The organism is Polyangium fumosum, from assembly GCF_005144585.1.
GTDB classification, from domain to species: domain Bacteria; phylum Myxococcota_A; class Polyangia; order Polyangiales; family Polyangiaceae; genus Polyangium; species Polyangium fumosum.
In genome coordinates this window covers 33291-58275 of the sequence record NZ_SSMQ01000079.1, presented here as the reverse complement: position 1 = coordinate 58275, position 24985 = coordinate 33291, and the positions used below count along the sequence as shown (strand labels likewise).

The window sequence follows — 24985 nt, the reverse complement described above, 5'->3', positions numbered from 1 at the left end:
GGCGCAGGACGCGCAGGCGCGGCGGCAGGGGCCGGGGTGGCCGCACGACCACGCGGGGCCGCCTGTGCAGGCGCGGCCGCGGCGGGCTGCGGGGCGCGGACAGGCAGCGGGGCGCCGGTCGAGACGTTGCCTCGCACGAGCGCGCCGGGCCGGATGCCGATCTGCGGCGCGCCGATGTCGCCGACGACGCGCGCGCCGGGCTCGAGCACGACGAGCTCGGTCGCCGACACGTTGCCCGCGACGGCGCCGCGCACGATGATGCGGCGGCCGGAGACGTCGCTCTTGACGAGCGCCGTCTCGCCGATGAGGAGCTCGCCCTGGACGGTGACGCTTCCCTCCACGAAGCCGTGGAGGTCGAGGTCCCCGTCGCCGCGAATGGAGCCGCGGATCGTGGTCCCACGGCCGATGGTCGAGGGGGTCGTCATCGGCTTACACGTCCATGTCGACGTTGCCCTTGAACGAGGCACCGTCCGCGATGGTCAGCCGCGCCGCCTTGACGTCGCCGACGAGGCGTCCGCCGGTGAGCAGATCGACGCGATCCGAAGCGCTCACGTTGCCCGTCACGTGGCCGCCGACCGAGAGCGACGCAGCCGCGACGTCCGCTTCGACGACCGCGCCTCCCTCGACGGTCACGCCGCCGTCGACGCTCAGCTTGCCGCGCACCGTGCCGGCCACGACCACCTCCTCGTCGGAGGTGATCTCACCCTCGATCGTGATGCCGCTGCCGATGATCGTACCCGCCACCTTCCACGCTCCCTCGCCGCGCGCGCCGCAGCACGTTCGTGTTCCTCGGAAAAACGTTTACCGACCGCCGGCGCGGCCACCCTGAAGCTCGGCCGGCAGCTCGAAATCCGCCTCGATCCGCCCCGCAAACTCGGCGCCTTCGTCGAGGCTCACCTCGGTGCCGCCGAGGTTGCCCGAGACCTTCGCCGACGCGCGGATCGCCACGGGGCCACGCGCCGACACGTCACCGGTCAGCGTGCCGGCGATCGTCACGACCCCGGCCTCGACGTCGCCGGTGATCTCGGCGCCTTCTTCGATCACGAGCTCGCCCGTGAGGCTCACGCCGCCCTCGACGTGGCCCTCCACGCGCAGATCTCCCTCGCCCACGACGCGGCCACGCACGCGCGTGCCGCGTCCGAGCACGGAGCCGCTCGTATCGAGATCGTTGTCTTGCATCGCCGGCGCTCGGACCATGGACCTCTTCTCCACGTTCGCGTCCGCCACGGCGAAACACGCGCGGGGCGGAAAGCGCGCGCAAGCTACTCCAAGGCGATCCGGCCCGCAACGCCTGTCTGTCGGGGCCGCGCCCTCCGCGGCGAGCGAAGCGTCCCTCGCGGAAACATGCCACCATGCGGCCCGTGCCTTCCGCGACCGTACGGCTCGACGCACCTCGGACCGCCTTGCGTGAGATCGCCAAGGGCTCCGCGTGGCTGCTCGGCACCGCGGCGGCCGTACGCCTCGCGGAGGTCGTCGTCGGTCGCAATCCGCTCGTCGCTGCGCTCGTCGGCGCGATCATCGTGGACCTCGGGACGTACCGCGTGGGCGTGCGATGGGACCCGGACCCGAGCACCGGCAAGGAGCCACGAGCGCGTGCGTTTCGCGGCATCGGGCTCGGTCTCGGCGTCGCGCTCGTGCTCGTCGTCGTGCCGCTCCTCGTGGCCGTGCTCGCGGGGTTTGCCACCGTGAGCGCGGGCAGCCCGTCGAGCTCGCTGGGGTTTGCCCTGCTGCGCGCGGCGGCCGTGGCGACGCGGGACGAGCTGCTCTACCGGGGTTTGCCGCTCGTGGTCGCGGCGCGCGCGGGGCTCGGTCCGCGCTTCGGGATCGGGTACGCCGTGCTCGCCGGGGTCGCCGCGCTCGCGCTCGTGCCGGGTGCGTCGTGGGAGGCGCTCGTGCTCGCGGCCGCGCAGGGCGCGCTCTTCGCGGTGCTCTGGGCGCGCACCGGCGTCGCGTGGGCGTCGGTCGCGGCGCATGCGGGCTTCACCCTGCTCGCGGGCGTGGGGCTGCGCGGCGGGCTGCTCGACGTGACGTGGAAGAGCGGGCTGCTCGGAGACGGGCCGCGCGCGCGTGGCGTGGTCGCGCTCGTGGCTGCGGCCGTCGCGGTGGGGATGGCGATCGCGGCGTGGAAGAAACTTCCGGCGAGGGCGGTCGAAAAAGCGGACGCGTAGAGACGCTGTCCAGCGCAATGCAACGCGGGCATCGCGGAGCGGCGATGGACGTCGCAATCGTGCGAGTCGTATCCGAGCCGGAGGCTTTACGGGAGCTACGGGATCGGATACCTCGAATGGTATGGCTCTCTCGGGCGGCTCGAACCAGGCGACGCACGTGCGTGGATTCGTTGTGCAGGGGGCGCTCGCCGCGGCGGCTTGTTTCCTCGCCGCGGGCTGCAAGGAAGGCGGCGCCGAGCCCACCGCGGAGCCCGACCGCGCGACGATCCAGCCGGAAGCCAAGCCCGAGGCGAAGGAGGCGTCCGCCACGCCCGAAAAGCCCGCCCCCGCGGCACCGGCGGCGAAGGCGCCCGAAAGCGAGGGAAACGCCGGCGCGGCACCGGCGCACGAGGCGCCCAAAGCAAAAGCAGCCGACCCGGCCCAAGCGGACGCCGCCAAGAAAGCTGCGCCCAGCGCCGCGCCCGAGCCTGCGCCGGCGCCCCCGCCTGCCACCACGCCCGAGCCTCCGCCCGCGGTTGCCGCCGCCCCGGCGCCCACGCCCGAGCCGCCTCCGCCGGTCGTCTCCCCGAAGGTGGGCGAGCAGAGCTTCAGCCTGTGGATGCAATCGTCAGGCCGGTACAAGGCCGGGGAGCAGGGCTTCGTCGAGGTGGTGCTCGTCCCGAAGGGCGAATTCCACTGCAATCAAGAATATCCGTACAAGATGAAGCTCGGCGCGGCGGCCGCGGGCGTCACGTATCCCACGCCGATCGTGCGGACCGAGGGCGTGAGCGTCTCCGCGAGCCGCGCCGTGATGCGCGTGCCGTTCGTCCCGCAAAACGCCGGCGACGCGCAGGTGTCCGGCAAATTTTACTTCTCGGTCTGCACGTCCGAGCAATGCGTGATCGACAACCGCGACGTGGCGGTGACCGTGAAGGTGGAATGACCGGCGCCGCCCAGCCACCTATGGCTTCTCCACCTTGACCCGCGCGTGCCCCGTCGCCGCCTGTCCACTCCCCCCGGCGAACACCTTGATCACGTATTCACCGGCCTCGACCGGCAGCTTCACGCGAAACTCCGCGCGCCCTTCATGCAACGCTCCTTCGAGGCGCGTGATCACCTTGTCCGAGGCCGCGGCATAGGTCTTTCGTAGCACCTCCCACGCCTGTTCTTCGGGCATCGCTTCCAGCTCGGCCTCGCCCGGGACCTTCGTCCGCACCACGCTGCGCTTCGTCTCGACCGTGAGGAGCGCCGTTCCCGTCGGAATCCCGGAGGCCTCCACCGAAATCGCCACCTCGGCGCCCGGCGCGCGTGACTCGGGCCCTCCCGCGAGCTTCACCACGGCGCTCGCCGGGTATTGCAACACCGTCGCCGGATCGCCGAGCAGGTTGTAGAGGCCCAAGTGCTCCTCCGCGAGCTCCTCCGGATCCGATTGAAAGAGCAACGGCGCGAGCGGGACCTCCCCCTCGTGCATTCTCCGCTTCGCAGTCACGATCCCCTCCCCGATCGTCGGCGCGCGCTCCTCGACGAACGTCTGCACGATCGCCTCTCCATAAAGCGCATTCGGGTACGGGTGACTCTCGCGGCTCGACGCAAACGCGGCGATGACGCCCTCCGGGTTCATGACGAGGGCCTCCGCGATGGATCGACGCCCGTTCCGGAGATCAAAAAACCCCGTGCTGCACGTGATCGCCACGAAAAAGGGCTTGCCGTCGGGGATACGCACATGCGCAAAATCCAGCATGTTCCCGGTGCTGTACCGAGCGCCGTTGAAGCGGACGGTGTCGAGGAACATCGGCGACCCGTGGCCGACGTAGCCCGCAATCAGCGCGCCCGCGTCGAGCCGCTCGACGAGCCGATGGCCAAGCTCCGGGAAAGGATACGCGTACGGCGACCCTGCCTTCGGGAAAACGATGTCCACGTCCCAGTCATAGGGGACCTGCTCGTCCAGGACACGCGTCATCCTTCTCTCGATCAGGAGATCGGCGACCGGGCCAAACCGCGCCGGCGCGCTGAAAAGCGAGATGCTGCGGCGCCACGCGCGCTCCGGGCGCGCCGTCTCGTACGCGACCACCTTCTTCGCGAAATCACGCGCCTCGTCCGCGGTCCGCGCCGGCACCCGCCCCACGGCGAGCGCTGTGGGCGCTCGTTGCGCCGAGAGCTCCGGTTGTCCGGGCGCACCCACGTGCGCGAGGGCGTACGGGAAGTCCGTCGCGTAACTCCCCTCCATGTGACGCAGGAGGCCGCGGTCCTCCTCCCGCACATTCGCCTCCAGGAACGCATACTCCTCGATGTCCTCGTTCTCGTAGTGAATCTTCGTCCGGTAAAACGTCGGCACGAACGAGGACCCGTCGAGCGACTCGCCATACCCCGGCGCGTCCCCCACGAGCAGGACGAACCGAAGCCGTTTCCCCGCATCCGACGCGACCTGCCGGATCGCCCCCTCGATCTGCTCCGGCGACGGCGCGCCGCCGCCGTTCGGCCGGGCGATCTCTTCGAGCGAAACCCGCGCGACCCGGAGGCCCCGCGCCTCGCGGTGCACGAGCAGCGGCTCGATTCCTTCAAGCAGCGCGCGAGGACCTATCGCGATGTACGCCACATCCGCGCGTCCCTTCGTCGGCGCGGGTTTTCCCGGGAACGCAGAAGGGTCCCCCGGAGCGGCCGCGCCGCAGCCCACGAGCCCGAGGAACATGGCGATCCGTGCGAAACGACGAACACGCATCACGCGCAGTCTACCCGGGACCCCGGCCTGCCGGGAAGGGCTCGTCGTGGTACGATCGCCCCGGGCGCCACGGACGTACACGCGTCCTTCCTACCCCGGTGGGTTCAACTTGCGCGAGATCGCGCCGCCACCTTGGACGTAGAGAGCCGCTCGATCACGGCCGCGAGCTCGCTCGGATCGAGCGGCTTCGCCACGTGCGTGTCGAATCCATGCAAGAGCGCGCGCGTCCGGTCCTCCGGGCGCGCGTACGCCGTGAGCGCGACGACCGGCGTCGTGCTCCCCTCCACGGGCAACGCGCTGCGGAGCTGCTCGATGAAATGGTAGCCGTCCTGCCCCGGCATGCCGATGTCGCACACGACCACGTCCGGCCGCGACTCCTTGATTTTCCAGAGCCCCTCGGCGGCGCTGCTGGCCACGAGGACCGTCGCGCCTCGGCTCGACAGGTAGGACGCGAGCATTTCGAGCACGTCCGGCTCGTCGTCGATCACCAGAATCCGGTGGCCTTCGAGGCTCGAACCCAGCGCCGGCCCGAAGCCATACAATGAGGCGCCGGGCGACACGGCGAACGAATCCTGCCGTCGCGGCAGCCGCACCACGAAACGCGCGCCCTTGCCTTCGCCTGGGCTCGTCGCCTCGATCACGCCCCCGTGCAAATCGACGAGGTGGCGCACGATCGCGAGCCCGAGCCCGAGGCCGCCGTGGGCGCGCGTCGTGCCCACGTCCGCCTGGCGAAACGGCTCGAAGATGTACGGCAAAAACGCGGACGGAATGCCCTTGCCCGTATCCTCCACGGCGAGCTCGACATGGCTGTCGTCGCCCAGCAACGTCACGAAAATCTGCCCGCCCGCCGGCGTGAATTTTACCGCATTCGAAAGCAGGTTCCACACGACCTGCTGCAGCCGCGCCGGATCGGCGCGCAGCGGCAGGACACCCGCGTCGAGCGCCCGAACGATATCCACGCCTTTGGCCATCGCCGCGGGCCGCACCACGTCGAGCGCCGCTTCCATCACGGCGAGCGGATCGACGTCCTGCACCTCGATCCGCATCGATCCCGCGAGGATCTTCGTCACGTCGAGCAAATCGTCAATGAGCTGCGCCTGGGCGCGCGCATTCCGCTCGATCACCTGCAGCGCCTTGGCCAGCGTCTCCGGCGGCGGCAACCTCCCGCGCAGGATCGTCGCCCAGCCGAGGATGGCCGTGAGCGGCGTGCGCAATTCGTGGCTCATCATGCCCAGGAAAAGATCCTTCGCGTGGTTTGCCTCCTCGGCGCGCTGCATCTCGGCCTTGGCCGTGTCGAAGAGCTGGCCCCGCTCGAACGCCTGGCCCGAGAGGCGCGCGAACGTCTGCATTTCACGGCGATCATCGTCGTCCGTGAAATGCGGGGGCGCGTCGTACAGGAGCCCGAGCGCCCCGACCTGGCTCCCGCCCGCGCGAATCGGCAGGACGAGCAGGGCCTCCGTGCCCAAGACGCGCCGCGCGAATTCGGGGTACCGCGCTTCGAGGGATGCCCGGTCGCGAAAATAGATCGGCGTATCGGCGCGCACCGCGTCGGTCAGCGGCAATTCCTCGAGGAGCGGCAGGCGCCGGCCGAGCCAGAGCGCGCGCATCTCGTCGGGCCAGCCCTCCATTCGCACGATCTCGAGAAACCCCGGCTCCGCGACGAGCTTCGCGAACACGCCGCGTGAAGCCCCGAAAGCTTTGCGCCCCTCGGTCACGATGGCGTCGATCACCTCGCGGATCGTCCGCGCGGCCGAGAGCTTCGCGGTGAACGCCTGGAGCCGTTCCATTCGTTTTCGCTCTCGCTCCGCCACTTCGTAGAGGCTCGCGAGGGCCGCCTCGTTGCGCTTGTGCTCGTCGATGTCCGTGAGCGCGCCGAACCAGCGCTCGGGTCGCCCGTCCGGGCCGTACATCGGCCAGGCGCGCGAGAGGAACCAGCGATACTGGCCGTTCACCCCCCGCACCCGCGCCTCGCATTCGTAAATCTCCCCCGTCTGCTGGCTGCGCGCGAACGTGCGCGCCGCCCTCTCGCGGTCGTCGGGATGAACGTGCTCGACCCAGCTCACCTTCCGTCCGGTCTCGATGGTCCGCCCAGTATATTCCACGAATCGACGATTGTAGTATTCGGGTCCGTCCAGACCCCATATCCATACGAGATGCGGCAACGCCTCCGCGATCGGGCGCATGCTCGCCGCGCTCGGCGGGGTGCTTCCGTCCGAAACGGAGGATACCCCTCGTTGCACGTCCAGCAAACGCTGGTTCTCCCCTCGCAGATGCTCGATCTCGCGCTCCAGCGATTCGAGCCGGGCTCGCGGGTCGTCCTCCGGCATGGCGGCCGCCTCCAGGGTCATTGCATTTCGACGCGGCGTCAAGCGGACGCGTGACCGCAGCGCTCCCTTTCCGCAGCGCGGGGTTCCAGCAAACGAACGCGTCAGTGCTTTGGCAGCCGCTGGCGCGCATCCCAGCCGCTCGCGCGTGGCGCATCCGGATCGAGAAACACGCGCTCGCCGACGTCGTATGCGAACCAGCCGTTGACCTGGCAAAGGTGCGAGAGCACGGGCACGGGGTTGCCGCCGCCGGCGACCTCGACCTCGACGCGATCCACGACGTCGCCGCCGGACAAAGCGAGCCACATCGTGTATTCGCCTTCGTCGAAGGTAGCCCTGGACGGATCGGACCAGTCGACGTCGCAAAGCAAGGACGAGATCGACGCCCGCACGTATGCAGGCGACCCCATGGGCCGGGCCCGAAAGCCCTGCACGAGCTCGTCGGGCGGCGGGTGACCGTCGAAATTGAACAACACGACGCGCCAGCTCACCTTTCGATGGGTAGCATTTGCCACCACGACCACCAAGGCGGGGCGAGGTACGCATGTCGCTAGGACCGAGCAAGGGGGCCAGGCTGGACGAGGGCAATGGGGGCGTCCGAGGGACACGCGGGCAGCAAGAAGGCGCGCGGATTCATCCGCCCGGGGTGTCGTGCGAAATCGAGCCCGTGGTGCAGGCGCTCTGCGACCTGCCGGCCGCGACCCTGCCGGAGTCCATCCTTTCGCTCGAAGAGCTCTCCGACCTGCACGCGTCGCGCGAGTTCATCCAGCTCTTGCGTTCGAAGAGCGTGGACGTCCGGCGCATCAAGGCAGCCATCGATTACGAGAACGAGCTGGAGAAGCTTCAGGTCGAGCTCGTGAAGATGCAGCGCTGGGTGCAGGAGGAGGGCCGGCGGGTCGCGATCCTGTTCGAGGGGCGCGACGCGGCGGGCAAAGGCGGCTCGATCCGGCGCTTCACGGAGTACCTGAACCCGCGGGCGATGCGCGTGGTGGCGCTGCCCAAGCCGTCGGACGAGGAGACGGGGCAATGGTATTTCCAGCGGTACATGCGCCAGCTCCCGAACCGCGGGGAGATCGTGTTCTTCGACCGGAGCTGGTACAACCGCGCCGTCGTCGAGCCCGTCAACGGGTTCTGCACGCAGGAGCAATACGAGCGCTTCATGCGCCAGGTGCCGGAGTTCGAGCACATGCTCGTCGAGGACGGCGTGGTGCTCGTGAAGTTCTGGTTCTCGATCTCGAAGGGCATCCAGAGCGCGCGGATCGAGGCGCGGCGCAAGAACCCGCTCAAACAATGGAAGCTCTCGCCCCTCGACGGCAAAGCCGAGGCGTTGTGGGACAGCTACACGCGGTACAAGGAGATCATGTTTGGCCGGACGCACACGAGCTTCAGCCCGTGGATGATCGTGCAGGCCAACAACAAGCGGAAGGCGCGGCTCGAGAGCATCCGGTACGTCCTGTCGATCCTCGAGTACCCAGGCAAGCAGAACGCGGGCGTCTCGCTCGTCCCCGACCCCAACGTCGTGATGCGCTTCCACCGCGCAGCGCCCAAGGTCGACTGAGCCGGTATTCGTAGGGTGCCGCACCTACATGCCCTGCAGGTTCGTCGTCGTGATTTTCACCGATGCGATGCCGCGGGGGCCGCCTGATCGCCAACCCTTCGAATTCAGGTCAGGAGATGCCTGGCCCAGGGCTTGCTCTATCTCTACGCGAGCGCCTGCTCCGGTCCCCCCCCCCGCCGTCGAGTAGGCGCTCTTTCTTTTTGTCCGCTGCAAGCCGAGACGCCGCAGCGTGCGCGCGTGGACGTGTTCATCCGCCGTCCACGCGCGCATCCGTCCGCGCCGCAGCCGCCCATCTGCACGATCCACCCGATGCGCGGGTCGGGCCGCGCCCCCGCGACCGCCTCGCGTGCGCCCGGAGGCCGCTCCGGTCCTGCATGGTTGTCGGCGCGTGGTTGCAGGGGTGAAGGGCCGGGAGGGTCGAGCTGGGCCAACCCCTCGAATTCAGGTCAGGAAGTGCCTGGCCCGGAGGTTGCTCTATCTCTACGCGAGCGCCTGCTCCGGTCCCCCCCCCCGCCGTCGAGTAGGCGCTCTTTTTTTGCCTTCGCGTCAAGATCGTACGCCACACGACACGCTGTCGCGCATTGCGTTGGACGCAGGTTGTCTGGGGAAACGACGCTCCGTGAAGGACCTCGGGCGCAGCGAGCCGAGCCTCGGCTGGGGCGCGCGCTCGGCGACGACGACCCCGGGAACCCCTGAATCAGCGCGTCTCCTCGGCTTCGAGCACACGCCCCGCGAGGGCCACACGCGAGCGGGGCAGGATGTCCAGCGTGACGGGCTCGCCTCCGCGGCAGCGATCGAAAAAACGGCCACGCGTCACGAACCGCTCGCCACCGACTGTCACGTACGTGATGGTCTCGCCGTACGCATTGCCTTCGCTCGTGATGCGCTCGATCTTGCCCGTGATCCGCCGTTTTTCGCCCGCGGCGAGGTCCGCGGCGATCAGGGAGACGAGGCGGTAGCCGAAGGTCCAGACGAGCAGGCCGACCACGATCACGAAGGCGATCGCGAGGCCGAAGAGGGCGGCGCCCTTCGAGCCGCGCCCCATGCCGTCGAGGACGACCTTCAGGACGAAAAGGGTGCTCGGAATCGCGGCGATGATCGCGAAGCGGTTCGCCACGGAGCGGCGGCTCGCGAGCTGCGTCGCGACGAGGGCGCGCTCCTCCTCGGTGAGGGGCGTGGGGGCATCCGTCATGAATGGAGAATCGCAGAGGCGCGGGCGAAAGAAAAGCCCGCGCCTCTGCGACCCGGCGCACCTCAGGGGCGCGGCGGCCAGGCCATGTCGAGCGAATCGACGGCCTCGCCGGGCGCCTGCATCGTGTGGAACGGCGCGGGCGCCACGAGCGGCGAGACCTCACCCCCACGCGCATTCCCCTGGGACCGCCATTCCAGGCTGAGGTGAATGTGGTGGTGGTGATAGGGCCAGCCCGAGCCATACGCGAGCCGGCTCGAGAATGCGCTCAGTTCGGCTTGGCTGATCTTCCTACGATCCCCGGCGGGCAGCGCCGCGAGCGATTTCGCGGTGGACTGGAGCAGGGGCGCGAGGACGGTGTCCGTGCCGATCACGCGCGTGCGCGGTGAAGCGAAGAGCTTGGCCATGAAGAAGGCCTGGCGCGGCAGATCGACGATGTGGGTCTTCGCCGCGCCGGCCGTGCAATAGCCGTCGGCGTGGCTCGCGCCGTCGTTGCACACGATCTCGGCGTCGTTCGCCCCGTCGGTCTGGAAGTACGAGATGTCGATGTTGCCGCCCTGATCATGCGTGCTCTGCGGATGGCGCGGGTCGCCGACGTCGTAGCCGGGCGTGACGCCGTCCATCTGGCAGATGTCGATGAGCGAGAGAGGCTTCGTGCCCGGGAAGGCCTTGCGCGTCTCGGCGAGGGCGTGACGCACGAGCATGACGAGCTCGCGCCGGGCAAAGCGATAATTGGAGTACGAGGCGAAGTTGTAGCCGTCCCCGACGACCGAATCGGAAGGATCCGCGAACGGGAACGGGATCAGGCCGCTGCCGCTGCTGCCGCGTCCATCGCAATCGGCGAGGGAAAACCCGGCGCCCGTGCAGGTCTGGCTGTCCTTGTAAGCATAGTGCTTGAGACGCAGGCTGTACGTGTTCGTCGCGCCCGCATGGCCGAGGACACGGACGTAATACACCGCGCCGCCGTCCTCGGAATAAAAGCCATAATATTCGGAGTTCGTCTCCTGGCCGCGGAACGTGTAGGGATACTCGGCGCCGTTGCGGGAGCCGAGCAGGCGTCCCTGCGCATCATACGCCACGAGATCCAGGTCCCCCGCGGCGTGCTTCATCTCGATGCCGACCCGCGCGATGGTGTGTGCAGGCACGACGACACGGTACCAGTCTTCATCGCCCTTGGTGATGGAGAGGTTGCCCGTGACGCCGAGCGGCGCGTCCTTGGCCGTCATACGGGCATCGTCCGGTTCGAGGCCCTCGCTGCCGGCCCTCGCGGAGCCCGGCATGTCGCGCAGGCTCCCCGCGGCGGTGAGGGCTGCCTCGTCCGTCACCTCGGCGGGCTCGGCGTCCTCGGAATCGGCCGGCGCTTCGGCCTCGGACGCGGTGGAGTCCGCCGCGTCGTCGAGGCCGGTCTCGCCCATTTCTCCCTGACAACCATGGGTCATGGCGGCGAGGGCCATGACGACGAAGTAAGACCATTCACGGCGTGCAATCATTTGTTTCATCCACCCGGTTGAAGTTCCCCCCCGGATGAAACCGAACGTGATTCGAGCGTGCAGCCCGATCAAGCTGGAACGAGCGTTTGCCCGCGGATAAATGGGAGCATTGGCGGACTTTCCGGCCTCCGGCGCGCCACGCGCCTCGGGAATCGCACAAGAACGTCGGCAGCGCTACCGGCGCTCGCCGATGCCCCAGAGGCTCCAGCCGTCGCGCAGGTAGATGCGCCCGTCGCCGACGCTGATGGACGGCTCGTTGAGGACACGGTCGAGGACCCGCGGGCGGAAGGCGCGGCACGGGGCCGGCAAGGTCCAGCGCCAGAGCCGGGTGAACGGCTCTTCGAGGCGCTCGACGAAAAGCGCCTCGGGGCTCGACCAGGCAATGGCATGCTCGTCCACCGCGACGATCGCCGGCATTTCGGTCGACCAGAGCTCGAACGAGAGGCGCCCGCTCCAGGGATCGAAGGGCGAGCCGGGCCAGCCCGCGCCGAGCGACGAGGCGCCCCGCGCCGCGCCCGTCTCGGCGTCGAACCGATGCAGATGCGCGGCCGTACCCGCGACGCCCACGACCGCGAGCATGCCCCCGCCCGGCCCCGCAATCGAGACGACGTCCCCGGGCACCTGCGCCTCCCAGCGTACGATCCCCGTCGCGGCGTCGAGCGCGACGATCCGCGAGGGCGCGCGGACGGGGCGCTGCGCGAGCAGGCTGCGCAGGAGCGAGTCGAGGGCCTCGCCCATGAGCGCGGGCTCCTCGGCGAGCGCTTCGAGCAGCTCCTCGTCGCGAGCGATCTTGCGCGCGGCGTCCTCGGCCACGCGGGCCGAGCGATCGAGGACGAAGAACATGCCCGCGCCGGCCCCGGCGACGGTGCGGCTGCGCGCGCCGAGCGACCAGAGGACCTGGCCGTCCTCGATCGACCGGGCCACGAGCGTCCCCCGATCGTCGGTCCCGCGCACGGGCACGGTCACGCCGAGCACGACGTTCGAGGTGGTGGCGAGCATGGCCTCCTCGCTGCCCCAGCGAAGGCCTCGCGCGAAGGAGCGGCATTCGGTCCGGTAAAACCGGACCTGGCGGTAGAGCCAGGAAACGAGGTAATGGTCATCGGACGCGCGGGCGAGGGGCATCAGGAAGAGCTTGCAGCTCCCGTCGCTCCCGAAGATGCGCATGTCGTTGCCGCGCGCCTCCTCCTCGGCGCCGGGCGCATCGACGAGGCCGATCGCCCCCGCGGGGCTGACGTCGTAGACCTTGAGCGAGGCGTCCTTCTGGTAGACCGGCACGAGCGCGCGGCCGTCGTTCCACGGCATGGGCAGGCCCGCGTAGGCGTCGGTGGCTTCGAGCGGCACGTGGAGCGTGTAAATCGCGCGCCCGGTGGCGCCGTCCACGCCGACGACGGAGGCGTCGTCGCCCGCGAGCAGCAAGCCCTGCTCGGCGATGACGGGCCGTTCCAGAAACCCCGACCAGGAACGCGGGGCCTGGCTCGAAAAGAGCAGTTCGGGCTCGGTGAGGGGCAAGCGGGGCATGCTCAGGGCTCTCCGAAGGTGATGCCCTGCGACAGGGGCAGGTCCATGCCCCAGTTGAGGGTGTTCGTCTGCCGTCGCATGTAGGATTTCCACGCGTCGGAGCCGCTCTCGCGTCCGCCACCCGTGTCTTTCTCGCCGCCGAACGCGCCGCCGATCTCCGCGCCGCTCGTGCCGATGTTGACGTTCGCGATCCCGCAATCGCTGCCGGTGTGGGCGAGGAAGGCCTCGGCCTCGACGAGGTGGTGCGTGAAAATCGAGCCCGAGAGGCCCTGGGGGACGGCGTTGTGGAGCGCGATCGCCTCGCGCATCTCGCCGAGGAGCGTAACGTGATCCCGCGGCCGCGAGGTGCCGCCGTAGTCGATGACGTAGAGGATCGGCGCGAACGTCTCCTCCTGCACGATGCGATACTCATGTTTCGCCGCGGCGATGCACGGCTCGACGTAATGACCGCCGGGGAACGCGGGGCCGTCGAGCGGCGCGCCGCCGTAGAGCACCTCGCCGCCCTCCTCCTTCAGCCGCGCGAGGGCCGATTGCACGGCGGCGACGGCGTCATGGCTGACGAGGGGCCCCATGAGCGTGCCGGCCGCGCGCGGATCGCCGATCCGGACCGTGGCATAGGCCCGGACGAGGCGCTTGACGAGCTCGTCCCGCACCGAGCGGTGGACGAGGATGCGACGGGTCGAAGTGCAACGTTGCCCGGCCGTGCCGACCGCGCCGAACAGGATCGCCCGCGTGGCGAGGTCGAGGTCGGCGTGACTCGTGACGATCACGGCATTGTTGCCGCCGAGCTCCAGCAAGGTGCGCCCGAGGCGCCGGCCGACGACCTCTGCGGCGCGCCGGCCCATGCGGGTGCTGCCCGTGGCCGAGACGAGCGGGAAGCGCGGATCGGCGAGCATGGGCTCTCCGACGTCCTCGACGCTGCCGAACGCGAGCGAGAAGACGGCCGGATCGACGCCGCTCTCGCGGCAAACCCGCGCCGCGAGGTGCGTGGTGGCGATGGCCGTGAGCGGGGTCTTCGGCGAGGGCTTCCAGACCGTCGTGTCGCCGCAGACGGCCGCGATCGCCGCATTCCAGCTCCACACGGCCACCGGGAAATTGAAGGCGGTGATCACGCCGATGACGCCGAGCGGGTGCCATTGCTCGTACATGCGATGGCGCGGCCGCTCGCTGTGCATGGTGAGGCCGTGGAGCTGGCGCGAGAGGCCACAGGCGAAATCGCAGACGTCGATCATCTCCTGCACTTCGCCCTCGCCCTCGGCCGTGATCTTGCCCATCTCCAGGGTGACGAGGGCGCCGAGGTCCTTCTTGTGGGCGCGCAGGGCGTCGCCGAGCCTGCGCACGACCTCGCCGCGCTTCGGGGCCGGCACCTCGCGCCACGTCCGGAAGGCGGCCTCGGCTCGCGCCACGATGTGCTCGTACTCGGCGCGGCGGATCGGGCGCACGGAGGCGATACGCGCGCCGTCGATCGGGGTGATCACGTCGAGGGGCGTGCCTGTGCCGAGCCAGTGCTCGCCGTCGAAACCGCCGAGGTTCTCGTCGCGCGCGAGGCCGAGCCGGGAGAGCAGTTCATGCATGAGGAAGCTCCGGGGCGAGCGGCGCGTGGCCACCCGACGCGCAAGTGTCCGATCATCCAGGGAGGAAAGGGAAGAACTCGGCAAAGCTTGGAGCCCCCCACGGTCCCCGCGGGCGTGGGGGGCGAGGGCGGCGCCTCACACGGCAGGGGGCAAGATCCCGAGATCCAGCAGCGAGACGTACTGGCCCGTGCTCGAAACGATCACGTGATCGAGCAGGGGCACGCCCACGACGTGGCAGGCCTCGGCGACCTTGTGGGTCATGGCCACGTCGGCGTCCGAGGGCGCAGGGTCGCCGCTCGGGTGGTTGTGCACGAGGATGATGGCGGCCGCCGTGTCCTGGAGGGCGACGCGCAGGACGTCGCGCGGGGTGACGCCGAGCCCGTGCACGCCGCCCTGGGCCACGCGCCGCGCGCTGCGCAGGCCGTTGCGGCCGTCGAGCGAGATCACCCATAACTCCTCGTACTCGCGCCAGGAGAGGCGGCTCGTGAACCAGGCGGCGACGGCGGCGGAGTTGCAGACCGCGGGCCGCGGGCGAATCGAGCGCATGAGCGAGCGCCGGCCGATTTCGAGCCCGGCGAGCAGGCGCAGGGCCTTGGCGGTGCCCACGCCGGGGATCTCGGCGATCGCCGAGGGCCCGAGCCGCCCGAGGCCTTCGAGCCCGCCGACCCGCTCGAGCATCTCGTTCGCGAGGCGGAAGACCGAGCACCCGACGAGCCCGGTGCCGAGGACGATGGCGAGCAGATCGGCGTCCGAGAGCATCAAGATCCCCTCCTCCAGCGCGCGCTCGCGGGGCCCGCGGGGCCCGACGGTCAGCGTTTCGAGGACGTTTTCGTGGGCCGGGGCCAGTTCGAGCATCGCTACCATGGCCCCGGCGGGAGCAGGATCCAGGCCGCGCACGTTTCCCGGGCAGGAACGGGCGCGGGGGGGGTGGCGGAGGGAAAATCCGCCTGGCGGGCGCCAGGGACGAGGCCCCGTCACGCTATTCTAGGGAGCCCGAGCCAACCCCAGCGCCGCCGCCCCCCATGATCATCTGCTCCTCGCAAGACCCGGCAGGCCCCGACACCCTCATCGTCATCTACACGCGCGATCGCAAGCTTCTCGGCCATCGGTACAAACTGGACCCGGCCGTCACGGTCGTCACGATCGGACGCCGCGCGGAAAACACCATCCCGATCGACAGCGATGGGGTCTCGCGGTGTCACGCGCGCTTCGAGAAGCGCGCCGAGGGCTTCTGGGTGGTCGACAACGACAGCACCAACGGCACCTTCGTCAACGACGAGCGGGTGCCGGAGGCGCTGCTCCGCTGCGGGGATCGGGTCCGCGTCGGAAACACGATCTTCAAGTGCTGCTGCGCCGAGTGCGGACGGATGATCGACGAAACACGGTACACGACGACGCCGATCGACGGCCTGACAAAGGCGTACAACCGCCGTCATCTCATCGAGCAACTCGACACCACGTTGCGGCGCACGGAGCCCACCGAGCATCCGCTCGCGCTGGTGATGTTCGACCTCGACCATTTCAAAAGGATCAACGACTCGTTCGGGCACCTGGCGGGTGACCAGGTGCTCCGCGAGATCGCCTCGCTCACGCAGCAGCATGTACGCCCGGGTGATGTCTTTGCACGATATGGCGGGGAAGAGTTCGCGTGGATGCTCCCCGGGACAGACCTTGCGGGAGCCGTGGCGCTCGCCGAGACGATCCGCGCGGCCGTCGCGGCCCACGTGGTGACCTTCGAGGAGCACACGATCTCGCTGACCCTCTCGGCGGGTGTCGCCCAAGCGGACGAGAAAACCTGCTTCGCCAGCGATCTCATCGGGGCGGCCGATGAAAGGCTCTACCAAGCCAAACACGACGGCCGCAATCGCGTGCGCTCGTAGGGGCGCGGGGAATCGTTCGAGGGGTCGTCCGGGCGCCGCCGCGCGGCGCACGACCTCGTCGAAATCCAGCGCGTGGCATGACGCTTTGCGTTGACGCCTCGTCCTTCTCTTGGAATCCTCGTTGGGTCTCCTCCCTACTACCTTCACGATTTTTGGAGTTCTTCATGAAGTTGACGCGCCTGGTTCCGATCGTCCTTTGCCTTGCTCCTGCTGCCTGCGACAGCGCTTCTGGCACCCAGAACGCGGGGGGCGCCGGAGGTACGGATGGTTCGAGTTCGACGACGTCCCCCACGGGGAGTCGCGGGGCCTCGACCTCCTCGAACGCGTCCAGCGGGACGGGCCCGGACATGCCCGGGGGGTATGCGCTTCCGCCGCCCAGCGAATGCTCGAACCAGTTCTCCGTCGATGGCTGCAAAAAGGGGGACACGAGCAGCACGTGCGGCGGCGAGTGCACGAACGACTATGGTCCCACGTCGAAAAACGCCTGCGAGGGCGGCAAGGATGGGGTCCCCGTTCAGTTCGCCTGCCCTCGTTACATGCTGTTTGCGAACGAGATGGAGCAGGCCGCGATCGACGACGGCTTCGAGGGCAAATTCAACTATGCCGTCGCGGGCCACGACCCCGACGGGACGAACCTCGACATGGGACTGCCCGACTCGTGTTGCCAGTGCTACCAGCTCGTCTTCGACGCCCCCAGGTACCTGACCAACTCGACGTTGACGCCGCCGAAGCCGCTGCTCGTGCAGAGCTTCAACACCCAGGCCTCGGGGGCGACGGGCTTCGACATCTACATGGGAGCGGGAGGCCTCGGCGCCTTCAACGCATGCGACGCCGACCTGAACTACGGGACGAAGTTCGGGTATTCGCAGTACCAGACCTATCCTTCGGAGGGGCAAGCGTTCAACGGCGGCGTGAAGCCCGGGCCCGACAGCATGAAATGCGATGACGGGGGAAACCTGAGCGACGCATTGATCGCGTCCGGGAGCTGCCAGCAGAAAATCACCAGCGCGTGCAATACCATCACGGCCGCGGACCCCACGCTCCAGGAGGAGACGCGCAAGTCTTGCATCCAGTCGAACCAGGCCACTTCGTACTACCATGAGAACTGGAAGGTCCTCGCCAAGCGCGTGGCTTGTCCGGAGCACCTGACGGAGGTCACGGGCTGCAAGCTGGCTCCCCAGGGCCTCCCGGCGCCCGATCCGAACATCCAGACGGCCGCGCAGGCCAAGGCGGCCGGCTTCGTCAGCACGCTCAACAACGAGCCCTATCACACGACGACCATGCAGGACTGCTGCATGCCCACCTGCGCGTGGAAGAACAACGTCAAGAGCGCGACCGTGGACGGGTACAACTCGTTTTATTCGTGCCGGAGCGATGGGAAACCGGTCGTGAAAAAGTAAACGGCGGGGAACGGAGCCCAAGCAACACCACGCGGGCCCTCGCTTCCGGCTATCGTTCCCCCCAAAGCGTGCAAGCCGGTCTCCAGCGGCTTCTTCGCACGCCCTGCGCACGCTCGCGGTGCGCGCCTCGCCCCGGCCGGAAAGCCGAGAGAACGTGGCGAGAAACGATAGAAGCTACAATTCCGTTGCGGAGCACCCGCCCGAAGCATTCCCACACGAAGAAATCCAGTTGTTGCATGCCCAAGAGGCATCACCCGCCGTGTGGCCCCACCAGATACTGACAGTCCCCTGGGCGACGCCATTGTGCCAGCACCGCCATGTCGTCGTGCGTTGTGCCAGCGCCGAGGTCGAATATGTGGCGGCGCCAAACAGCACAAGTGCAGCCAGCGCAGCCAATGCACGGAGCTTCGTTCGACTGGAAAACATAGACACCTCCCTGATGCGATCTGCAGGCAAACCGTTGCCTGGATGAATCGTGTGCCGTGTGGGCGTCCGAGGCGAGTGGGTCTCCCACCCGCCATGGGGCCTCGTGCATCTCCTGAGCGCCGGGAGCGGTTTGGCCATATTTTTTCAGCTATCAAGGACCGCCGCAGCACCGACCGGATCACCACCTGCGTTCGGGAGCGTGGCATTTTTACGCTCCTCCTCATTGGGACACGGTAGCATGGTTGTCCGTGCGTCCGACCAGGTCGCATTTTTCCAGGCGTGGGTGGAGGAGCGATGAACGAGCGTCCGAAGATCAGCGTGGATGGCGTGGATTTCGAGTGGGATCGCGAGAACGGCCGCATCCTGGTTTGGGGCAACCCGGCGGTCCTCATGTGGATCGAGACGACGCTGGCCGGGCTCATGGTCGGCATCCACAAGATGGTCGGCACCGAGCGTTTCGTGATCGCCGCGGAGCAGGCGGGCCGCGAAAGCATCGCAGGCGAGGTGGCGGCCATCATGCAGCACCGCCAAAGCGTGGAGGACGGGTTCCGGTACCTCGGCACGAGCGCCGCCGCGGTCGGGCACGGCCACTGGGAGCTCGTGCGGCTCGACCATGCGAAGAAGGAGGCGTGGTTCCGCGTCCACAATAGCTGGGAGGGCCTCTACCAGAAGGCGCTCGGCGTCACCTGGGGGACCAGCACGATGGCGGGCAAGTTCGGCGCCCACTGCTCTCGCATCTTCGAGACGCACTGTCGGGCCGAGCAGACCGCATTCCAGGCGCGCGGCGACGCCTATGACGAGTTCGTCGTGCGCCCCACGGCGCGCACGATCGAGGACGACCTCGAAGCGCTGATCGGCACCGAGAATGCCACCAAGGCGGACCTCACGATTGCCTTCGAGCGCCTGCAACGCGAGGTCGAGGAGCGCCGCCGCATCGAGGAGGACCTGCGCCGCGAGGTCGAGGAGCGTACGCGCATCGAAGAAGAACTCCGGAGCAAGCTCGAGCTGATCCGGCGACAAGAAGAGGCGATCCGCGCCATGTCGACGCCGATCCTCCGGTTGTGGAAGGGCGTCCTGACGATGCCGGTGGTCGGGCTCGTCGACAGCACGCGCGCCGGGGGGATGATGGAGGCGTTGCTCGAAGAAATCACGCGGACGCAGGCGCGCTTTACGATCCTGGATCTGACGGGCGTCGACGTGATCGACACGGGCGCGGCGAGCCACCTGCTCAAGGTCGTGCAGGCAGCGCGGCTGCTCGGCACGCAATGCCTCGTCTCCGGGATCTCGCCAGGCATGGCGAGTACGGTGGTCAGCCTGGAGCTCGATCTCGGCGCGCTGAAGACGTTCGGAACGCTGGAGGCTGCGCTCCGATATGCGATCAAGCAGGGGAACGCGGAGGATACGGAGGTCCCGAAGGGAAGGCCCGGCGCGTCGTCGTGACCTTGAGGTCGGGTCGTCGCGTGCGCACGAGGAGGTGCTGCAATTCGACCGGGACAAGCGCCAGTACCACGTTCGCGGCGATAACGGCAGCGTGCGGTGGTCTGCCACTCTCGACGTCAGGAACCACGGTCATCACGAAAGGCTCATCCTTTCACCCCGTGCCGCGTCCCCCTTGACCCCGCCGACCACCACGTGCAAGCCTCCCCACCGATCCTCGGGAGGGCCCCATGCGCATCCACGTCTCCACCGACATCCCCCTCAGCGAGCCGAACGACTCCTCCGGCCTCGTCACGTGGTTCTCCATCGACATCTTCCCCGACGACGACGCCCCGCACCCCGCTCGAATCGGCCACGCGCGCGTCGCCCGCATTCACATTGGCAGCGCCCTCGACCTCAACGTACCCCTCCTCGACGTGCTCGACGCCGACAGCGGCGAGCTCGAAGCGCTCCACGATATCTTCTTCGAGAACGACTGGCCCAAGGACGAATACCTGGAGGGCGGCGGCAACGACGCCCTCTACATCCGCGAGCTCGTCATCGACCCCGCGCACGAGGGCCGCAACATCGACCTCGCCCTCGTGCGCCGCCTCTGCGATACGCTGGCGCAAGGCTGCACCGTCGCCATCCTCCCGTATGCCTCCCGGCGCGACATCGACCATTGGACGCCGCTCGGATTCGTGGTCACCCCGCCCGGCGCAGCCGAGGGATATCTGCATCTCCTGCTGGGGACACGCACAGCGCGCGTGGACGATCCGGATCGGCCAGGGGTCTTCAAGATCCTGCCGAATCCTTCGCCCGAGGCCGCGAAGAGGCATCACTGAGGTGCCGAGGGACGGAACCACGTGAGCCCGGGCGCTCCGCTGCATCAAATCGAAAAAAGCAGCGCGCGCACGGGGCTCGCCTCCAGCGCGACCGGTAGAGGCGGGCAAACGAGCGTGTAGCTGCCCGCCTCGACGCCATCGAGATCGAGCGCGACGAGCGCGGGCAGCCCCGCGGCCGCGAGGCGGGTGTGGGCGGGGAAGGTCGTCGAATCGAGAGGGTCGAGGCTGTAGGCATCGAATCCGACGAGGACGGGGCGGCGCGCGAGCAACGCGTCGATCACCTGCGGATCCAGAAAGGCGAGGTCGACCGCGGGAGAAGGACCCTGCCAGCGGGCGCTGTTGCGCGTGCGGAGCAGGAGGCGGCTCCGGCGCGGGATGCGCGTGAGGTCGCCGAGGTCCGAGGCCTCGATGCGGTCCTTGGGGAGGCGCGCGAGATCCAGGACGAACGCGGGGCCGACGAAGGTCTCGGGCAAAAAGGCAGAGAGATCCGGGGCGCCGAGGACGAAATGAGAGGGCGCGTCGAGGTGGGTGCCGACGTGGGCGTGAAGGTGGAGGCTCGAGACGTCGAGCGGCGCGCCGTCACGAATGCGCGCGAGTGGACGCAGCTCCGGCGGTGGATCGCCGGGAAAAACGGGGGTTGTCGCGGCAAGGGGGAGCGAGAGGTCCTTGACGAGGCGCATGGCTTGCGAATGTAGCCGGGCCGGCGGGGAGGTGTCGAGGGATCAAACGGTGAACGCGGCGGCCCCGGCCGCGACGCCGTCCACCTCGACGTGTGCTTTAAAAGTCCTGTATTGAGTCATTGTGCGCCAACCCTGAACGTCCGGCATGTCGCCAAACTGCGGCGTCGGCGCGATCCTTTCCGCGGACGATGCCTGGCCCAACCGTTGCTCCGATGGATGCGCCATGAACCTGACCAAGATAGCATCGATAGCGCGCGCGGCGTGGTGGACATTCCTGACTGCGTTGACGCTGGGTGCGTGCGATGGTGCCGCCAACACGGAATCAGGGGACGACTCCTTCGCGAAGCGACGCTGCGGCATGGGCGCCCCTTGCTCGGCGGGAGCGACCTGTGCGTATTCGGGCGTCGAGAGTGGTCTCCGATGCACCTGTGATCCCTCCGGGCATTTCTTTTGCGACCCGTGGGCCAGCGGAGGCGGTCCGCCTGTCGGCGTCTGCGATAGGGAGAGTGCCTGCAATGAAGGAGGCGGAGGAAGCGGCGGCGCCGGAGGGGCAGCCGGCGGGCCGTGCTCGCTGAGCAACGGCTGGTGCACGCGGAGCTGCACCTGCGCTGGCTGCGAGGTCGAATGCACGGGCAATCCACCCCCTTCGGAGAAGGGCGAGTTATGCAACTTGGCGTATTGCTCGCATGATTACTGGGGCTGGGGCGGCTGCGAGATAAAAGACGGCGCGTGCGATTACACAGTCGAGTGCGGTGAGTCCCCGAAGATCACCGGCACGTGTCCGGACAGCAATTGATGCTCGATCCATCGCGGCAGATCATCGCGCCCGCCGTTCTGCCTTGCAGCCTTACGACCCCTCTCTCGTTCTCCGCCTCGCCTCCGGCACCCGCGCGAGGTACGCCGGGTTGCGTGTGGAGGGAGGAGGGCAAGGGCGAGGGCGCAGGGCAAAGAATGGGCGCAGCGGGCTCTTGACTCATTCCACTCCCCTGCCTTAAGGACTGAAGCCATGCATGGAATTGGCTTACGTGGTTTCCTTTGTCTGTTCGTGTCCTTCCTCCCCGTCCTCGCCGCATGCTCCGAGCCCGAAAAGCAAACCGGGGCCGGAGGCGAAGATCCCTCGGGATCGAGCAGCTCGACGACGGGCACCGGCGGCGCAGGGGGCGGCGGCGGCGCAGGGGGCGGCGGGGGCGCGGGTGGGAGCGGTGTTTGCTCTCCCTCTCCCTGGGAGTTCAAGGCGATCGACATCGCGAAGAATGGGAATCAGCCGGATCTCGAGATAGGGAAGAACCATCAGATCTGGATCTCCTACTACGAGAAGGATTCGAAGACGCTCCAGGTCGTACGCAGCGCGGCGGATGGCTTCGAGGTCGAGACCATCGACACCGGCGACGTGGGCGGGGCAAGCCAGCTCGTCTTCGTCGACGAAAGGCCGCACATCCTTTACAAGGATTACGCCAACGGGGCCGTGAAGCACGCGACGTACGAGAACGGGGCGTGGAAAAAAGAGGTCGTCGAGCCGGCAGCGGCCAACGGGCTCTCGCTCGTCGCCGATGCCAACGGGAAGCTCCACGCGAGCTTCTACGTGCTCGACGACGTCCGGTACGCCACGAACGCCTCGGGCACGTGGACGGTCGAGGTCGTCAATACCGCGTTCCAGCCCGGGAGCAACACCTCCCTCGCGCTCCGCAATGGCACCCCGGAGATCGTTTATACCCAGCGCGAAAACAACATCTACTTCCGCGTCTACCACGCCGCCCGCGTGGACGCGATGAACTGGGACAAGGCCGAGGTCACGTCGAGCTACATGTACGACACGACGAACCCCTTCCTCGTGGACGCGACGGGCGGTCGGCACATCTTCCCCGCCACGTACGACGGGCTCCTGCATATGCAGGGCACACCAGGGAGCTGGACGAAGGAGCCCATCACGACGAGCTCCATCGCGACCTCGGCCGCGCTCGACGCGAAGGGCGTCTCGCACGTCGCGTACCTCGACATCGGGGCACAGAGAATGAGCTATGCGAGCCATGCGACGGGGAGTTTCCAGACCACCGAGGTGGACCCGACGAGCTTCGCGACCGGCGGCTCGCTCAAGGTGGATGATACGGGCCGCGTGCACATCGCTTACCACGACCTGTCGGCGAAGCGCCTGATGTACGCGACGGCCTGCCCGTAAAGCCGCGGCGCATCCTCCACGGCTTCGCCAAGGCGCACACCTGTCGGGCACGCGAGGTAGCGGGGGAATCCGCCTTCCGATCGGGTTGACGCCAGCGAGTGCTCCGTTGTCTACTCTCCGCGACGATGGTCTCCGCCACGCCTTTCGAGGTTTCTCGCTGCCGTGGGCGGAGGCATCGTGTTCGTATGGAGCGGATATTGGCGCAGCGGATTCCAGACGGGAATCCCGAGCGATCCAGATCGAGCGACAGGGATATCTTCATGACGACGGATTTGCAGGCCAAGAAGTTCGGCTTCCTATTCACCTGGTTTGACCAGAATGGCGATGGTTGGCTCACCCGGGACGACTTCGAGAAGATGGCCGGGATGTTCACCGGCCTGGCAGCCGAGGACGATGAAAAGACCAAGACCGCAATGCAGCAGTCCTTCATGCACTGGTGGGGCCTCCTGCTGGAGTCCGGTCAAGGCACGTCGGGAGAGAAGATCGGGCACCCGGAGTTCCTCCGCATCATGAGCACCAGCGTCATCGCTCCGGAGAATTTCCAGAATGCGGTGGGGCGCATCGCCGAGGGGATGGTTGCAGCCCTCGACCGCGACGGCAACGGGAGCCTTTCGCAGAAAGAATTCGTGCGAATGTACGACGTGGTGGGGGTTCCTCCGTCGACCTCCACCGAGTGGTTCAAGCGGCTCGACCGCGACAGCAGCGGGGGGCTGAGCTGCGCCGAGTTCCGGCAGGCGATCGTCGAGTTTTACCTGAGCGCGGACCCGAACGCCCCCGGGAACTGGCTGCTTGGCTCCATGGATGTGTTCAAGTAGCGCATTCGCCGCCCGCGCAGCGGCGTGAGCGCCGCGGCGCTCCCGAAACGAGCATGATCCGGAGCGACAGGGCGACCAAGCGCGAAGCAACTCCCGCTCGGCCGCCCTCCGCGGCCCCGCTTCCTCGACCGGAACCCCCGCCTCCTTCGGCGCCTTCACCCGCGTAGCTTCTTACGCCACCCCGCCCTCGCGGAACGCCACCCCGCCCTCGCGGAACGCCACTCCGCCCTCGCGGAACGTCACCCCGCCCTCGCGGAACGCCACTCCGCCCTCGCGGAACGCCACTCCGCCCTCGCGGAACGCCACTCCGCCCTCGCGGAACGCCACTCCGCCCTCGCGGAACGTCACCCCGCCCTCGCGGAACGTCACCCCGCCCTCGCGGAACGCCACCCCGCCCTCGCGGAACGCCACCCCGCCCTCGCGGAACGCCACTCCGCCCTCGCGGAACGCCACTCCGCCCTCGCGGAACGCCACCCCGCCCTTGCGGAACGAGCCCCCGCCATTGTGAAATGCCACTCCGTCCTTACGAAGCACGGCCTCGCCCTCCGCGCGAGCCGTGCCCTCCGCGCAAGCGACGGTACGGATCAACGTAGGCCGTGCGCCCCTACGAACGCACGCGATTACGGTCATCCTCACGGGTTGATGACGTCGCGAGACGTGTAAGCGTGCGTTCGTGCCGCCCCTGGAATGCCACGAGCGCCTCGTCGTGCCGCCCCAGGAGCACGAACGAAATCCCCTGGAACTCCCAGCAATCGTTGGGCAGCTTCAGCGAAAACCATGAACAACCATTTTTCCCAAAAAGGTCCAGGGCTGGCTTTGGCTCGGGTC

Annotated in this window: 24 protein-coding genes; 10 read left to right on the top strand and 14 right to left on the bottom strand. The window is 68.3% G+C overall.

Annotated elements, in window-relative coordinates; all coding sequences use genetic code 11:
* The 3 genes from E8A74_RS43790 to E8A74_RS43780 form a co-directional block, all read right to left on the bottom strand.
* On the bottom strand, nucleotides 1–425 hold a 425-nt coding region (locus E8A74_RS43790; protein ID WP_136935104.1), incomplete at its 3' end, for a bactofilin family protein.
* Between the two features lie 4 nt (nucleotides 426–429).
* The gene (locus E8A74_RS43785; RefSeq protein ID WP_136935103.1) at nucleotides 430–744 is read right to left on the bottom strand and encodes a bactofilin family protein; all 315 of its coding nucleotides are present in this window, start codon (nucleotides 742–744) and stop codon (nucleotides 430–432) included.
* A gap of 57 nt (nucleotides 745–801) precedes the next feature.
* Entirely contained in the window at nucleotides 802–1197 is a 396-nt protein-coding gene (locus E8A74_RS43780) for a bactofilin family protein (RefSeq protein WP_136935102.1), read from the bottom strand.
* 164 nt (nucleotides 1198–1361) lie between these two features.
* Between E8A74_RS43780 and E8A74_RS43775 the strand changes: the two genes are divergently transcribed.
* Complete coding sequence (locus E8A74_RS43775) at nucleotides 1362–2168, top strand: CPBP family glutamic-type intramembrane protease (protein ID WP_170229835.1); 807 nt, start codon at nucleotides 1362–1364, stop codon at nucleotides 2166–2168.
* Nucleotides 2169–2289: 121 nt separating this feature from the next.
* Nucleotides 2290–3090, top strand: a complete 801-nt coding sequence (locus E8A74_RS43770; protein ID WP_136935100.1) for a hypothetical protein — start codon at nucleotides 2290–2292, stop codon at nucleotides 3088–3090.
* Nucleotides 3091–3108: 18 nt separating this feature from the next.
* On the opposite strand, the gene E8A74_RS43765 is transcribed toward E8A74_RS43770, so the two are convergent.
* Complete coding sequence (locus E8A74_RS43765; RefSeq protein ID WP_136935099.1) at nucleotides 3109–4866, bottom strand: C25 family cysteine peptidase; 1758 nt, start codon at nucleotides 4864–4866, stop codon at nucleotides 3109–3111.
* A gap of 104 nt (nucleotides 4867–4970) precedes the next feature.
* Nucleotides 4971–7049, bottom strand: coding sequence for an ATP-binding protein (locus tag E8A74_RS43760; RefSeq protein WP_232380014.1), 2079 nt, complete (start codon nucleotides 7047–7049; stop codon nucleotides 4971–4973).
* A gap of 51 nt (nucleotides 7050–7100) precedes the next feature.
* On the opposite strand from E8A74_RS43760, the gene E8A74_RS55235 reads away from it, so the two are divergent.
* Nucleotides 7101–7247 (top strand): hypothetical protein, encoded by a 147-nt coding sequence (locus tag E8A74_RS55235; RefSeq protein ID WP_232380015.1) that lies wholly within the window; start codon nucleotides 7101–7103, stop codon nucleotides 7245–7247.
* A 47-nt stretch (nucleotides 7248–7294) separates the two neighbouring features.
* Here E8A74_RS55235 and E8A74_RS53410 read toward each other — a convergent pair whose 3' ends face one another.
* Nucleotides 7295–7681, bottom strand: coding sequence for a hypothetical protein (locus tag E8A74_RS53410; RefSeq protein WP_170229833.1), 387 nt, complete (start codon nucleotides 7679–7681; stop codon nucleotides 7295–7297).
* Between the two features lie 53 nt (nucleotides 7682–7734).
* Between E8A74_RS53410 and ppk2 the strand changes: the two genes are divergently transcribed.
* Nucleotides 7735–8748 (top strand): polyphosphate kinase 2, encoded by a 1014-nt coding sequence (gene ppk2, locus E8A74_RS43755; protein WP_136935097.1) that lies wholly within the window; start codon nucleotides 7735–7737, stop codon nucleotides 8746–8748.
* 697 nt (nucleotides 8749–9445) lie between these two features.
* Here the strand turns inward: ppk2 and E8A74_RS43750 are convergent.
* The 5 genes from E8A74_RS43750 to radC form a co-directional block, all read right to left on the bottom strand.
* Nucleotides 9446–9940: a hypothetical protein gene (locus E8A74_RS43750; protein WP_136935096.1), complete on the bottom strand. Its 495-nt coding sequence runs from the start codon at nucleotides 9938–9940 to the stop codon at nucleotides 9446–9448.
* 62 nt (nucleotides 9941–10002) lie between these two features.
* Nucleotides 10003–11427: a PPC domain-containing protein gene (locus E8A74_RS43745; RefSeq protein WP_136935095.1), complete on the bottom strand. Its 1425-nt coding sequence runs from the start codon at nucleotides 11425–11427 to the stop codon at nucleotides 10003–10005.
* Nucleotides 11428–11601: 174 nt separating this feature from the next.
* Entirely contained in the window at nucleotides 11602–12945 is a 1344-nt protein-coding gene (locus E8A74_RS43740; protein WP_136935094.1) for an outer membrane protein assembly factor BamB family protein, read from the bottom strand.
* A 2-nt stretch (nucleotides 12946–12947) separates the two neighbouring features.
* A complete protein-coding gene (gene amaB / locus E8A74_RS43735) occupies nucleotides 12948–14519 on the bottom strand; it encodes an L-piperidine-6-carboxylate dehydrogenase (protein WP_136935093.1) in 1572 nt (523 codons plus the stop codon).
* Between the two features lie 135 nt (nucleotides 14520–14654).
* Nucleotides 14655–15374: a RadC family protein gene (gene radC, locus E8A74_RS43730; RefSeq protein WP_232380013.1), complete on the bottom strand. Its 720-nt coding sequence runs from the start codon at nucleotides 15372–15374 to the stop codon at nucleotides 14655–14657.
* Between the two features lie 167 nt (nucleotides 15375–15541).
* Between radC and E8A74_RS43725 the strand changes: the two genes are divergently transcribed.
* From E8A74_RS43725 to E8A74_RS43710, 4 genes are all read left to right on the top strand, one after another.
* Entirely contained in the window at nucleotides 15542–16399 is an 858-nt protein-coding gene (locus E8A74_RS43725; protein ID WP_136935091.1) for a diguanylate cyclase, read from the top strand.
* A 347-nt stretch (nucleotides 16400–16746) separates the two neighbouring features.
* The gene (locus E8A74_RS43720) at nucleotides 16747–17799 is read left to right on the top strand and encodes a hypothetical protein (RefSeq protein WP_136935090.1); all 1053 of its coding nucleotides are present in this window, start codon (nucleotides 16747–16749) and stop codon (nucleotides 17797–17799) included.
* Between the two features lie 720 nt (nucleotides 17800–18519).
* On the top strand, nucleotides 18520–19665 hold the full coding sequence (locus E8A74_RS43715; protein WP_136935089.1) for an STAS domain-containing protein: 1146 nt from the start codon (nucleotides 18520–18522) through the stop codon (nucleotides 19663–19665).
* Nucleotides 19666–19892: 227 nt separating this feature from the next.
* Nucleotides 19893–20486 (top strand): hypothetical protein, encoded by a 594-nt coding sequence (locus E8A74_RS43710; RefSeq protein WP_136935088.1) that lies wholly within the window; start codon nucleotides 19893–19895, stop codon nucleotides 20484–20486.
* Nucleotides 20487–20530: 44 nt separating this feature from the next.
* On the opposite strand, the gene E8A74_RS43705 is transcribed toward E8A74_RS43710, so the two are convergent.
* Entirely contained in the window at nucleotides 20531–21166 is a 636-nt protein-coding gene (locus E8A74_RS43705; RefSeq protein ID WP_136935087.1) for a cyclase family protein, read from the bottom strand.
* A 42-nt stretch (nucleotides 21167–21208) separates the two neighbouring features.
* Nucleotides 21209–21526, bottom strand: coding sequence for a hypothetical protein (locus E8A74_RS43700; protein ID WP_136935086.1), 318 nt, complete (start codon nucleotides 21524–21526; stop codon nucleotides 21209–21211).
* 646 nt (nucleotides 21527–22172) lie between these two features.
* On the opposite strand from E8A74_RS43700, the gene E8A74_RS54350 reads away from it, so the two are divergent.
* Nucleotides 22173–23342 carry a hypothetical protein gene (locus E8A74_RS54350; protein WP_211365598.1) on the top strand — a complete coding sequence of 390 codons (1170 nt, stop codon included), beginning with the start codon at nucleotides 22173–22175 and terminating at the stop codon, nucleotides 23340–23342.
* A gap of 260 nt (nucleotides 23343–23602) precedes the next feature.
* Nucleotides 23603–24157, top strand: coding sequence for an EF-hand domain-containing protein (locus tag E8A74_RS43690; RefSeq protein ID WP_232380012.1), 555 nt, complete (start codon nucleotides 23603–23605; stop codon nucleotides 24155–24157).
* Between the two features lie 171 nt (nucleotides 24158–24328).
* Here the strand turns inward: E8A74_RS43690 and E8A74_RS43685 are convergent, their stop codons facing one another.
* Nucleotides 24329–24691: a hypothetical protein gene (locus E8A74_RS43685; RefSeq protein WP_136935085.1), complete on the bottom strand. Its 363-nt coding sequence runs from the start codon at nucleotides 24689–24691 to the stop codon at nucleotides 24329–24331.
* Nucleotides 24692–24985: the final 294 nt, after the last annotated feature.

Coding starts and splice junctions, on each gene's coding strand:
- E8A74_RS43780 (WP_136935102.1), bottom strand. CDS start 1,197: ATGGTCCGAGCGCCGGCGATGCAAGACAACGATCTCGATACGAGCGGC.
- E8A74_RS43770 (WP_136935100.1), top strand. CDS start 2,290: ATGGCTCTCTCGGGCGGCTCGAACCAGGCGACGCACGTGCGTGGATTC.
- E8A74_RS43765 (WP_136935099.1), bottom strand. CDS start 4,866: ATGCGTGTTCGTCGTTTCGCACGGATCGCCATGTTCCTCGGGCTCGTG.
- E8A74_RS43760 (WP_232380014.1), bottom strand. CDS start 7,049: ATGCGCCCGATCGCGGAGGCGTTGCCGCATCTCGTATGGATATGGGGT.
- ppk2 (WP_136935097.1), top strand. CDS start 7,735: ATGTCGCTAGGACCGAGCAAGGGGGCCAGGCTGGACGAGGGCAATGGG.
- E8A74_RS43750 (WP_136935096.1), bottom strand. CDS start 9,940: ATGACGGATGCCCCCACGCCCCTCACCGAGGAGGAGCGCGCCCTCGTC.
- E8A74_RS43745 (WP_136935095.1), bottom strand. CDS start 11,427: ATGATTGCACGCCGTGAATGGTCTTACTTCGTCGTCATGGCCCTCGCC.
- E8A74_RS43740 (WP_136935094.1), bottom strand. CDS start 12,945: ATGCCCCGCTTGCCCCTCACCGAGCCCGAACTGCTCTTTTCGAGCCAG.
- amaB (WP_136935093.1), bottom strand. CDS start 14,519: ATGCATGAACTGCTCTCCCGGCTCGGCCTCGCGCGCGACGAGAACCTC.
- radC (WP_232380013.1), bottom strand. CDS start 15,374: ATGCTCGAACTGGCCCCGGCCCACGAAAACGTCCTCGAAACGCTGACC.
- E8A74_RS43725 (WP_136935091.1), top strand. CDS start 15,542: ATGATCATCTGCTCCTCGCAAGACCCGGCAGGCCCCGACACCCTCATC.
- E8A74_RS43720 (WP_136935090.1), top strand. CDS start 16,747: ATGCCCGGGGGGTATGCGCTTCCGCCGCCCAGCGAATGCTCGAACCAG.
- E8A74_RS43715 (WP_136935089.1), top strand. CDS start 18,520: ATGAACGAGCGTCCGAAGATCAGCGTGGATGGCGTGGATTTCGAGTGG.
- E8A74_RS43710 (WP_136935088.1), top strand. CDS start 19,893: ATGCGCATCCACGTCTCCACCGACATCCCCCTCAGCGAGCCGAACGAC.
- E8A74_RS43705 (WP_136935087.1), bottom strand. CDS start 21,166: ATGCGCCTCGTCAAGGACCTCTCGCTCCCCCTTGCCGCGACAACCCCC.
- E8A74_RS43700 (WP_136935086.1), bottom strand. CDS start 21,526: ATGCCGCAGCGTCGCTTCGCGAAGGAGTCGTCCCCTGATTCCGTGTTG.
- E8A74_RS54350 (WP_211365598.1), top strand. CDS start 22,173: ATGCATGGAATTGGCTTACGTGGTTTCCTTTGTCTGTTCGTGTCCTTC.
- E8A74_RS43690 (WP_232380012.1), top strand. CDS start 23,603: ATGACGACGGATTTGCAGGCCAAGAAGTTCGGCTTCCTATTCACCTGG.